Consider the following 10609-nt stretch of genomic DNA (forward strand, 5'->3'; position numbering starts at 1 on the left):
CTCTAGCGGGGGGCTGTTGGGGGGCGGAGCCCCTCGACGCCCGGCCGGCGAGGCCAACGGGGCAAGGGGCGAAGCCCCATCAGGAACGGAAAGCCGGAAACAAACCGCTCAGGAAACCACGAGAACCACACGCCGCGAAACCCGCACGCAGAGCGAGCCCGCACGCAGAGCGAGCCCGCACGCAGAGCGAGGGGCCGACGGCGAGGGCGCGCATGACGTGGCCCCGCACGCAGTGCGGGGCCATCTAGTCGCCAACGGTGAACCGCACGCGCTCATGCCGAGGCCGCTCAACCTCATCCAGCACAGCAACAGCAAAATCCTCAACAGAGATCCGACTGTTACCAGCCGCATCGACGACAAGGTCGTCGAGCCCCAGCCGATACGTCCCCGTACGGGCACCCGCCTCGATAGTCGCCGCAGGACTGACGTTGGTCCAGGACACATCATCGACGGTGCGGAAGTACTCCAGCGCGTCACCATGCGCCCGCATGATCTGCAGCACGGCCTCAGGCAGCCCCTCCATGTCCCACACCTGGCTGCCGTCGGGCCTGCGCAGCGACCCCGCGCCGCCCACCGCGATCAGCCGGGGCGCCGCGTCGCCCAGTGAGCGCAGGCCGGAGACCAACGACTCGGCCGCAGGCTCGATGGTGGCGAGGTGGCCGGGCCCGTCGCCGCCACCGACGGCGCTGACGACAACGTCGACGCCCTTGCCGACGGCCTCGACGGACTCGGGCGAGAGAACGTCACCGGTCGTGACGGTGAGCCGATCCTCACTCTCGGTGAACTTCTTACGATCGCGGACCACCGCGACGACCTCGTGGCCACGGTCCAGCGCCTCGCGCACGATCCTGTTGCCGATGTGACCGTTGGCCCCGAAGACGGCGATCTTCGCCATGGTGTTCTCCTGTTGCGTGGTGGGCTATGGGGGGATGGCACATTCCGCCATCGACGCCCGCTGCGACGTGGCGACACCCCCGAAGTTAGTCGGGCAGCACGCGTCCCGCGAGGTAGGCTCGCGACCAACTATGGTGAGAAACGGACACGTACACGAATCCACCGACATCCCCGAACTCCCCTACGCACCCCCTCCGGGCGCTCCTTCCGCCGGGGTGGAGGTGATGACGCTGACCGACCTGCGCGTACGCGCAGAGGCACTGGGACAGGACCTGGCCGACCCGCAGCGGCCCGACTTCCACCAGCTCTTCGCCGTGGAGTCGGGCACACTGCGTCAGGCAGTGGACTTCACCGAGCACGCGACCCCCGCCGGCGGATGGCTGTGGGTGCGGCCGGGCCAGGTACAGCAGTACGGGGATCTGACGCGTGCCGAGGGCGCGTTGGTGCTCTTCCAGCCCACGTTCCCCGATCCCGCGACGGCCTCGGCCGTCGGCCTGGACGAGGCGTCGGGCGCCGTAGCCCGCCACCCGGTCGGCGAACGGGGCAGGGCGGCGCGGCTGGCGCTGGACCATCTGCGCTTCGAGTTCGCCGCTGCGCACGCCCCCGCCGCCGGTCCCCCGGCGCTCGCGCACACCGAGGTGCTGCGGCACCTGCTGGCCGCGCTGCTGCTGCGGGTCACCCGGCTCGACGGGCACTCCGGCGACGAGGCGGGCCCCGAGGAGCGCGGCAGAGCGGCGCCCGACACCTTCCGCCGCTTCCGCGCCGCCGTGGAACGGGACTTCGCGCTCACCCGCCGCGTGGCCGACTACGCGCACGCGCTCGGCTACTCCCCCCGCACCCTCTCGCGCGCGACCCGCGCTGCGGCGGGGCTGGGCGCGAAGGAGTTCGTGGACCGACGGGTCGTCCTGGAGGCCAGGCGCCTGCTCGCCCATACGGACAACTCCGCCTCCCACATCGCCACCCACCTCGGGTTCGCGGACGCCACCAACTTCTCCAAGTTCTTCCACCAGCGCACCGGCACGACGCCCGGAGCCTTCCGCGCCTCCGTGCGCGGCTGAGCAGCGGGGCCGCAGCGGGCGGGGCCGTAGCAGCGGGCCGCACCGGGTTGACCTTGCCCCCGGGGGCAAGGTTTACGTTCCTGGTGACGGAGGGCGGTGCAGGCGTTGAGGATCGGTGAGGCCGCGCGGAGCGCGGGAGCGACGGTGAAGGCCGTCCGCTACTACGAGTCGCTGGGGCTGCTCACGCCCGCACGGCTCGCGAACGGATACCGGGACTACTCCGAGCGCGACGCGCGGATGGTGCGCGAGATCAGGGAACTGGGCGCACTCGGCATCCCGGCCGAGCGCGCCCGCCCGTTCCTGGACTGCCTCGCCACGGGCAGCACGCACGGGGACGACTGTCCCTCCTCGCTAGCCGCCTACCGCGAGGCGATCGGCGAACTCGACGCGACGATACGGGCGTTGACCGTACGCCGTGCCGAGCTGACCCGCCGGCTGCGCGAGGCGGCCCGCCGTGACCCACTCACCCACCCCTCGGACCCACCGGACCCGCCGGACCACCCAGACGGGCCAGACGGGCCAGACGGGCCGAACGTGCCAGACGAGCGAGGCAAGCCAAACGAGCGAGACGAGTCAAACAAGCGAGACAAGCGAGACGAGCCAGACTTGGAGTCGATCATGACCGATACCGATCACGCCTTTCCCCTTCCCCCCGATCTGCCCGTGCCGGAGGACGACGGCGGCGCCGATCACCTGCCGGGGCTGCGGATGCCCGACGTGACGCTGTCGAGCACGGCGGGCGGCACGGTCGCGCTGGGCGCGCTGGGCCCCGGCAGGTCCGTCATCTATCTGTACCCGCTGATGGGCACGCCGGAGGAGGACCTGCCCGACGGCTGGAACTCCATCCCCGGTGCCCGTGGCTGCACCCCGGAGGCATGCGGCTTCCGGGACCATCACCGCGAACTGACCGAGGCCGGCGCCGCCCGGGTGGCGGGGCTCTCGTCCCAGACGACGGAGTACCAGCGCCGGCTCGTGGAGCGGCTGCACCTGCCCTTCCCGATGCTGTCCGACCCGGAGCTGCTGCTGCGTTCGGCGCTGCGGCTGCCGATGTTCGAGGTCGAGGGCACCACCCTGTACCGGCGGCTGACGCTGATCGTCAGCGACGGGGCGATCGAGCACGTCTTCTACCCCGTCTTCCCGCCGGACGAGCACGCGGCGCGCGTGCTCGACTGGCTGCGGGAGCACCCGGCGTAGGCCCGCACAGGGACCGACCGGTCGGGCGCGGGGGACCCGACCGGTCACACGCGCTGCCGGGGCCGCCGGAGGGACCGTTCAGGGACGGAAACACAGCAGCGGCTTGACGACCTCGCCGGACGCGGCGTCGGCCGCCGCCTCGTTGATCCGCTCGGGCGGATAGGTGCGGATCATCCTCTCGAACGGGAAGCGCCCGGATCTGCTGAGCCCGACCAGCGCGGGCACGAACCCCACCAGATCGCTGTCGCCCTCCGCGACTCCCCGGATGGAACGCCCGTGCACGACAAGGGAGTTGATGTCGAACGTGCCCTCGGTGCCGAGCGGCGGCGTACCGACGACCGCGACCGTACCGTTGCCCGTGGCAAGGGAGTCGACCGCCTGCCGCAGCAGCTCCGGCACGCCGCTGCTCTCGACGGCGCCGGTCACACCGCGTCCGCCGGTGATCTCGTCAAGGCGGGCCTGGACGTCTTCGGTCCTGCCGTTGATGACGTGCGTCGCACCGAGTTCGAGGGCCAGTTCGAGGCGTGAGGGCAGGATGTCGATCGCGATGACGCGCTCGGCGAGCGTGAGGGTGGCGCCCAGCACGGCGGACAGCCCGACGGCGCCGGCGCCGAAGACCGCGACGGTGGATCCGGCGCCCGGCCTCAGGACGTTGAGCACGGTCCCCGCGCCGGTCTGCACCGCGCAGCCGAGGGGTGCGAGCAGGGCCAGTTCGTCCTCGGTGTCCGCGAGGACGGGGACGGCGCAGCGCGCGTCCACGACCGCGTGCTCGGCGAACGAGGACTGGCCGAAGAAGCGCCCGCCCAGGTCGCTGCCGTCGGCAGCGTGCACGGGGGTCGAGCCGTCGGGGCGCGCACCGCCGAAGTTACGGGCGAAGAAGTGCTCGCAGGAGGCGGGGTGCCCCCGCCGGCAGGCAAGACACCGGCCGCACGAGCTGAAGGAGAGCACCACCGAGTCCCCCGGCGCCAACCCGGTGACCTCGCTGCCGACCGCCTCGACCACACCGGCGCCCTCATGTCCGAACACGGCGGGCAGCGGTGTGGGCACCTGCCCGGCGCGTGCCGCGATATCCGTGTGGCAGATTCCGGCACCGACGATACGCACGAGCGCCTCGTCAGGACGCGGGTCGTCCAGCGTCACGTCCTCCCACACGAACGTCCCGCTCCCCGGCCGCGCGACGGCGGCCCGCGTCCGCATACTCATGGTCGGCCTCCGGGGGTTCGACAGTCCACAAACGGACAAATCATCCCATAGGGACTGGCCGCTGTCCGTAGGGCCCACAGAACCAACGGTCGCCGCGCCCGGAGGCGCTCAGTCGGCGAGGTCCGGCGGCAGCTCGACGCTGAGGCGGGGGTCGGCAGCGCTGCGGGCCGCGGTGAACAGGTGCGGTCCTGTCACCGGGTACCACGCCTCCTGCACGGGGTCCCAGGACTGGAGCGCGCGGCGCGGCACGGACATCCGCACCTCGGCCCCGGCGCCGCTCTCCGCCTCGACCACGGCGAAGGCGACGAGCCGGCGTTCGGGACCCTCGGGGCCGAGGTAGAGCTGAACGGTCTCCCGGCCCCACCGCTCACCGGTGTTGCGCACCCGCACGGTGACCTCGGCCGCCGAGGCGTACGGGTCGCTCGCGGGACGGCCGTCCCCGACGGCGACCGCCGTCGCGGTCACGTTCAGGGACTCGTACTCCCAGTCCGTGTACCCGAGTCCGTGCCCGAACCAGTAAGCGGGAGCGGGGCGCTGTCCGCGCCGCCAGGCGCGGTAGCCGATGTACGGGCCCTCCGCGTAGGCGAGCTGGCCGTCGCCGTCGGGGACGACATGGTGCACCGGCACATCGGACTCCGCGTCGGGCCATGTGGTGGGCAGCCGCCCGCCCGGCTCCGCCGCGCCCAGCAGCACGTCGGCGAGCGCGTCGCCTCCCGCCTGCCCGGGGAACCAGCACAGCAGCACGGCCGCGACGTCCTCACGCCACGGCATCAGCACGGGCGCCCCCGCGTTGACGACCACGACGGTGCGCGCGTTGGCCGCCGCGACCCGTGCGACCAGTTCGTCCTGGCGTCCGGGCAGCGCGAGCGTGTCGCGGTCGACGCCCTCGCTCTCCGACTCGTCGGTGGTGCCGACGAAGACCAGCGCGGTGTCGGATGCCGCAGCCGCGCGTACGGCCCGCTCGATCAGCTCCTCCTCGGAGACGGCCGGCGCTCCGTAACCCAGCTCGAAGGAGACCAGGCCGAACAGGGTGCCCAGCGCGTTGGCCGATACGGGATGGACAAGGCGTAGGGAGATGGTCGCGCCGGCCTCGGCGTCCAGGAGGAAGACCCGCTGCGGCGGGTTGAGGAAGGCAGCGGCCGGATCTGAGTTCTCGCCGGGCTCGGGCCGCAGCTCCCCGTCGTACAGGACGCGTCCGCCCGCCTCCAGCCGGAAGTGGCCGACCCCGCGCACCGCGAGCCGGTGGGTTCCGGTCTCCACCGGGGTGAACTCGCCCGTCAGCTCGACCCGTCCGAGGTCGGCGAAGGAGGCGCCGCCCGGCAGGCTGCCCATCCAGCGCACGCTTCCGTCGGCCTGGCTCACGCGCGCCAGCTCCGTGTCGTCGAGGCCGTGGAGCAGCGCTTCGAGCCGGAAACCGTCGCCCTCGGTCGCGACGGCGAGCCGCGAGCGCGGGTCGGGCCCGGGGTCGTAGGACAGCTCCACCCCGGCGGGCAGCGCGTCCCGCAGTCCGTCGAGCGGGGTACTCAGACGCGAGGGAAAGACCTGCGCGCTGCCCCCGCCGCCGAACCGCGGCCTGGAGGCGGGCAGTCCGGAAACGGCGATACGGCGCACCGCTCCCCCACGGGCGGCCCCGGCACCACTCCCGGCCCCCATTACGGGCCCCGTTACGGGCCCCGTTACGGACCTGCCGTCCGCGCGCGGGACGTCGAGCGGGAGGACGGAGCGTTCGTTGCGCAGCAGTACGAAGGAGCGCGCGGCCAACTCCCGTACGGTCGCCTCGCCGTCGAGGGGTCCGGGCAGCGCGTGCGGGGGGACGACGGCGGGCGCGTTCTCCAGCGTGCCCACGCGCGCGGCCAGCAGCAGCACGCGCCGGGCCAGCGCGTCCACGGTCTCCTCGGGAATGCGTCCGTCGCGGACGGCGGCGACGAGATGTTCGCCGTAGACGGTGTCGGGCCCCGGCATGGCGAGGTCGAGGCCGCCGCGTGCGCAGCCGACGGTGGAGCGTGCGCCCGTCCAGTCGGAGACGAGGGCACCGTCGAAGCCCCATTCGCCGCGCAGCACACCGTTGTTGAGCACGTCGTGCTCGCTCATCGTCGTCCCGTTGACGCTGTTGTACGCCGCCATCAGGCCCCAGGGGTGCGCGGTGCGCACGATGCGTTCGAAGGCGGCGAGATACAGCTCGCGGAGCGTACGGGTGTCGGCCTGGACGTCGACGGTGTAGCGGTCGGTCTCCGCGTCGTTGGCGACGTAGTGCTTGGGCGTGGTGCCGACGCCGCCTTCCTGGACACCGGCGACGAGCGCAGCACCCAGCTCACCGGTCAGCGCGGGATCCTCGGAGTACGCCTCGAAGTGCCGGCCGCCGTAGGGGGTCCTGTGCAGGTTGACGGTCGGCGCGAGGACGACGTGCGCACCCTTGCGGCGGGCCTCCTGCGCGAGCAACAGCCCGGCGCGGTGGGCGAGTTCCGTGTCCCACGTCGCGCCGATCGCGGTCGGCGAGGGCAGCGCGACGCTGGGGTCCTCCGGCGTCCAGTCCTCACCGCGCACACCGGCCGGGCCGTCGGACATGACGAGCCGCCCGAAGCCGATGGCGTCCTCGGGGCCGACGGACCACATGTCGGCGCCGCCGAGCAGGGCGACCTTGGAGGGCAGGTCGAGCTTGGCGAGCGCGGCGTCCACGGCTGCGGAGCGTGCCTCGTCGCCCGGCGCCCGGCCACCGGAGGCGCCAGGGCCACCGTGCTCCGGCAGGGGGAGGTTTCCGGGCGTACGATCCATGCCACTCACACCGCTCATGTCGCTGCTGTCCCTCATGTCGATCACCTGCCTGCCAGCCTCTCAGATCCAGCCGTCGAGGGCCTTCAGAAAGCCTCCGAAGTCATCGCGGTGAATGACATGGCCGGCGCCGTGCACCGTACGCACCTCGAACCCGCGCTCCGCCAGCAACGCCGCCCTGTCCGGGGCGACGACGTGGCTGCCGTCAGCCAGGACGACGAGGGACGGGACGACGGGATGCGCGGGCAGCAGATCGGCCGCCTGGAGCGGAGCGAGAAACTCCGCCGTGGCCGTGTCCCACAGCCGCAGCGTGTCCAGTTCGATGTCCACGTCCTCGGCCGTCCAGCGCGGGTTGGCCGCCACGATCTGCTCCCGCCGCGCCAGCCTGAGCTGCGCGAGATCGACGCCGTCGAGCGGGCTGGGCCCCGGCGCGAGCCAGGCGGGGTCCTCGTAGACGGCGCGCACGGGAGCGAGCCGTTCGACCGCGCGGGAGAGTGCGAGACCGCCGAGGGAGTGGCCGAGCGCCAGCTCGGCGCCGGCGGGGAGGGTGTCGACGAGGTCGTCGGCGAAGGCGTCGAGCGTGTACGGGGCAGCCGGCCCGGTCACCCCGTGTCCGCGCAGGTCGACGGCGAGCACGCGATACCCTCTGGCCGCGAGCGCCGGGCCCGTACGCGCGAACGTACGGTGATCCGCCATGATCCCGTGGACCAGCAGCGCGAGCCTTTCGCCCTGGCCCCACTCGTGCAGGTGCAGCTTCACAATGCGCCTCTCCATGCTGTCGCCGCGCGGTGCGCGACGTACGGCCGCCTCGTGCGGCCCCGCCTCTCCAGCATCCACGTCGACCAGCTCTCCGGCGCCGCGTTCTCGGGGTTCGCGGGGTTCGCGGGGTTCGCGGCGTTCGTCGACGGGCTGCTGAACGGGGACCGTGACCCCGAACGGGTCAGCAGGCGGGGCACGTTGAGCGCCTGGGCGGTCGCCCGCGAGTCGACGTAACCGCGGCCCGGGCCGGGACCGGTGCCAGGGCCGGGACCGGTGCCAGGGCCGAGACGGTGCCGGGACCGGCGTAGGTCACGCGGTGTCCGGAAGCCGGGCCGCCAGCCCTTCGGTCAGGGTGGCGAGGGTGAAGGCGAACACCTCGTCGGGAGTGGGCTGGGTGATCGAGGCGAGCCGGGCTAGGTGGGGGTGGTCCGCCGTGGTGAGCCAGGGCGGCGGAAAAGGTGGCGGGGAGGGCGGCTGCGGGGACGGTGAGGAGGGCGGCGGAGAGGGTGGCGTCGGAAGGTGCGCGGGCGGATGGTCGTGGAGGACGTCCTCGAACTCGACGAAGGCGATGACGACGCGAAGCGTCTCCATGCACGCGAGGTACGCGTCCGGGAGTGACATCCCCATCTCGGCGTAGAAACCGATGAGCCCCTCGACATTGGTGAGCATCGTGGGGTGCCGCGCCGCGGTGATGTTCTCGCGCAGGGCGAGGGTCGTCATGCCGGGGTGTGCACGGTAGTGCGCGCGCAGGTCGCGGCAGAAGGCGTCCAGGCTGTCGCGCCAGCCGTCGGCGCTCGGATCGAGCGGCGGTGGCCGCCAGTCGGCCTCGAAGATCTCGGCCGCGACGGTGATGAGATCACGGCGGTCCTCGACGTAGTTGTACAACGCCCGTGGTGACACGCCGAGTTCGGTCGCGAGGGAGCGCATCGTCAGCGCGGCGGGGCCGTGCCGTCCGAGGAAGTCCAGCGCCGCGCGACCGACGGATTCACGGGTGAGCGTGGCCCGGCCCTTGCGGTGGGTGGGGCGGCGTCTGGTCGCGGGGCTGTCACTGCTCATCAGGGGCGAGGCTAGCAATCCGCTGAACTTCACACACGTTGACTTTAACCGGGCGCTGGCTCACAGTGCTCCAAGTAAGGCTGCCCTCACCTCACTTGGAGCCGCTCATGCGCCGCCCTGCCCGACTCGCCATGGACCTCACCCCGCTCAGGGAGAGCCGCGACTTCCGGCTGCTCTACGGCGGCTTCCTCGGCGTGCTGCTCGGCACGCTGATGACGAGCGTCGCCGTGGCCGTGCAGGTCTACGGCATCACCGGGTCCTCGCTGGACGTCGGGCTCGTCAGCCTCGCGCGTGCGCTGCCCCTCGTCGCGGGGCTGCTCGTCGGCGGCGTGCTTGCCGACAGGGTCGACCGGCGGCTGCTGATGCTGGCGACGCGGCTTCCGCTGGTCCTCGTCGCCGGGCTGCTGGCGCTGAACGCCGCGGCGCCCGAGCCCCGCCTGTGGGTCATCTACGTCGCCACCGGGCTCACCGGCCTCTTCGCCGGGCTCGGCGGCCCCGCGATGCTCGCCGCGATCCCGGCGCTCGTCGGTACCCAACGGCTCGCCGCCGCAGGCGCGTTGACCGCGGCTTCCACCCAGCTCGCCGCCGTGCTCGGGCCCGCGCTGGGCGGCGCGCTGATCGCGGGGCCCGGGCTGGCGGCGTGCTTCCTCGTGGACGCGGCCGGGTTCCTCGTCTTCTCGGTCGCCCTGCTGTTCGTACGGCCGTTGCCGCCCGGGCGGAGCGGTGGGGAGGCGGGTGATGCGGGCACGGGTGATGCGGGCACGGGTGGTGCCGGCACGGGTGGTGCGGGCGGTGTGGGTGTTACGGGCGGCGTACGGCAGGCGTTCGCCGCTGTGGTGGTGGGGCTGCGTTTCGTGCGCGGGCACAGGCTCGTCGTTGGTCTGCTGCTCATCGACGCGGCGGCGATGGTCTTCACGATGCCGCAGGCGCTGTATCCCGTACTCGCCGACACCCAGTTCGGCGGCGGTCCCGGGCTGGTCGGCCTGCTGTACGCGGCTCCCGCGCTCGGCGCGCTCGTCGGCGCCGCCACCAGCGGCTGGACGGGGCGTGCCGGGGGGCACGCGCTGGTCGGGGCCGTACTGCTGTGGGGTCTGTCGCTCACCGGCTTCGGCCTCACCTCGTACCTGCCCGGCGCGCTCGCGCTGCTCGCCCTCGCGGGATTCGGGGATCTGATCTCCGAGACGCTGCGTTCGGCACTTCTCCAGCATGGGACGCCTGACGCGCTGCGGGGTCGCGTCAGCAGCCTGTGGATGGTGCAGGCGACGGTCTCGCCTGCGCTCGGCAACGCCGCGCTGGGGTTCCTCGCGGAACTCACCAGTGCGCGGGCCGCTGTTGTCGTCGGCGGGTTGGTGTGTGTTGTCGCCGCGGTGGGGGTTGCCGCCGCGTTTCCTGAACTGCGGCGGGCGGAGTTGGTTGCTGCCGAGCGGTAGCTTCTTGGCTTCGCCGCCTGCGCCTGTTGTGGTTCCTGTCATTTGAAGCCCGTTTCCGTTCCAGATGGGGGCTTCGCCCCCTTGCCCCCGTTGGCCTCGCCGGCCGGGCGTCGGGGGGCTCCGCCCCCCGGCAATCCCCCCGCCAAAAGGGGCTCCTCCCCCAGACTTCGTCCGGGGGGACCCCCACCTCTGGACTCCCCCGGCCGTATCGGGACCAGCCCTGGAGTGTGGGGCGGGGGGTTGGGG

General features: G+C 72.7%; 9 protein-coding genes. 4 read left to right on the forward strand and 5 right to left on the reverse strand.

The features are described 5' to 3' along the window. Nucleotides 1–244: 244 nt before the first annotated feature. On the reverse strand, nucleotides 245–895 hold the full coding sequence (locus NMN56_RS42520) for an NAD(P)-dependent oxidoreductase (RefSeq protein ID WP_274041516.1): 651 nt from the start codon (nucleotides 893–895) through the stop codon (nucleotides 245–247). 130 nt (nucleotides 896–1025) lie between these two features. Between NMN56_RS42520 and NMN56_RS42525 the strand changes: the two genes are divergently transcribed. Beyond that, on the forward strand, nucleotides 1026–1952 hold the full coding sequence (locus tag NMN56_RS42525) for a helix-turn-helix transcriptional regulator (protein WP_274041556.1): 927 nt from the start codon (nucleotides 1026–1028) through the stop codon (nucleotides 1950–1952). A gap of 105 nt (nucleotides 1953–2057) precedes the next feature. Then, the gene (locus tag NMN56_RS42530; protein WP_274041557.1) at nucleotides 2058–3146 is read left to right on the forward strand and encodes a redoxin family protein; all 1089 of its coding nucleotides are present in this window, start codon (nucleotides 2058–2060) and stop codon (nucleotides 3144–3146) included. Nucleotides 3147–3224: 78 nt separating this feature from the next. On the opposite strand, the gene NMN56_RS42535 is transcribed toward NMN56_RS42530, so the two are convergent. The 3 genes from NMN56_RS42535 to NMN56_RS42545 all read right to left on the reverse strand — a co-directional run bounded on the left by NMN56_RS42535 (nucleotide 3225) and on the right by NMN56_RS42545 (nucleotide 7877). Then, nucleotides 3225–4349: an NAD(P)-dependent alcohol dehydrogenase gene (locus NMN56_RS42535; RefSeq protein WP_274041517.1), complete on the reverse strand. Its 1125-nt coding sequence runs from the start codon at nucleotides 4347–4349 to the stop codon at nucleotides 3225–3227. Nucleotides 4350–4457: 108 nt separating this feature from the next. Next, nucleotides 4458–7157, reverse strand: a complete 2700-nt coding sequence (locus NMN56_RS42540) for a beta-glucosidase family protein (protein ID WP_274041518.1) — start codon at nucleotides 7155–7157, stop codon at nucleotides 4458–4460. 24 nt (nucleotides 7158–7181) lie between these two features. Then, nucleotides 7182–7877: an alpha/beta fold hydrolase gene (locus NMN56_RS42545; RefSeq protein ID WP_274041519.1), complete on the reverse strand. Its 696-nt coding sequence runs from the start codon at nucleotides 7875–7877 to the stop codon at nucleotides 7182–7184. A gap of 51 nt (nucleotides 7878–7928) precedes the next feature. Here NMN56_RS42545 and NMN56_RS42550 point away from each other — a divergent pair, with 51 nt between their 5' ends. Further along, nucleotides 7929–8111, forward strand: coding sequence for a hypothetical protein (locus tag NMN56_RS42550; protein WP_283742570.1), 183 nt, complete (start codon nucleotides 7929–7931; stop codon nucleotides 8109–8111). 75 nt (nucleotides 8112–8186) lie between these two features. Here the strand turns inward: NMN56_RS42550 and NMN56_RS42555 are convergent, their stop codons facing one another. Next, nucleotides 8187–8933, reverse strand: a complete 747-nt coding sequence (locus NMN56_RS42555; RefSeq protein WP_274041521.1) for a TetR/AcrR family transcriptional regulator — start codon at nucleotides 8931–8933, stop codon at nucleotides 8187–8189. Nucleotides 8934–9040: 107 nt separating this feature from the next. On the opposite strand from NMN56_RS42555, the gene NMN56_RS42560 reads away from it, so the two are divergent. Then, nucleotides 9041–10363 carry an MFS transporter gene (locus NMN56_RS42560; protein ID WP_274041522.1) on the forward strand — a complete coding sequence of 441 codons (1323 nt, stop codon included), beginning with the start codon at nucleotides 9041–9043 and terminating at the stop codon, nucleotides 10361–10363. Nucleotides 10364–10609 lie beyond the last annotated feature (246 nt).

It is taken from the genome of Streptomyces iconiensis (assembly GCF_028657195.3).
Taxonomy (GTDB): domain Bacteria; phylum Actinomycetota; class Actinomycetes; order Streptomycetales; family Streptomycetaceae; genus Streptomyces; species Streptomyces iconiensis.

What these genes read in the sequence shown, in the direction of transcription:
- NMN56_RS42520 (WP_274041516.1), bottom strand. Translation starts at nt 895, where the DNA reads ATGGCGAAGATCGCCGTCTTCGGGGCCAACGGTCACATCGGCAACAGG.
- NMN56_RS42525 (WP_274041556.1), top strand. Translation starts at nt 1,026, where the DNA reads ATGGTGAGAAACGGACACGTACACGAATCCACCGACATCCCCGAACTC.
- NMN56_RS42535 (WP_274041517.1), bottom strand. Translation starts at nt 4,349, where the DNA reads ATGAGTATGCGGACGCGGGCCGCCGTCGCGCGGCCGGGGAGCGGGACG.
- NMN56_RS42540 (WP_274041518.1), bottom strand. Translation starts at nt 7,157, where the DNA reads ATGAGGGACAGCAGCGACATGAGCGGTGTGAGTGGCATGGATCGTACG.
- NMN56_RS42555 (WP_274041521.1), bottom strand. Translation starts at nt 8,933, where the DNA reads ATGAGCAGTGACAGCCCCGCGACCAGACGCCGCCCCACCCACCGCAAG.
- NMN56_RS42560 (WP_274041522.1), top strand. Translation starts at nt 9,041, where the DNA reads ATGCGCCGCCCTGCCCGACTCGCCATGGACCTCACCCCGCTCAGGGAG.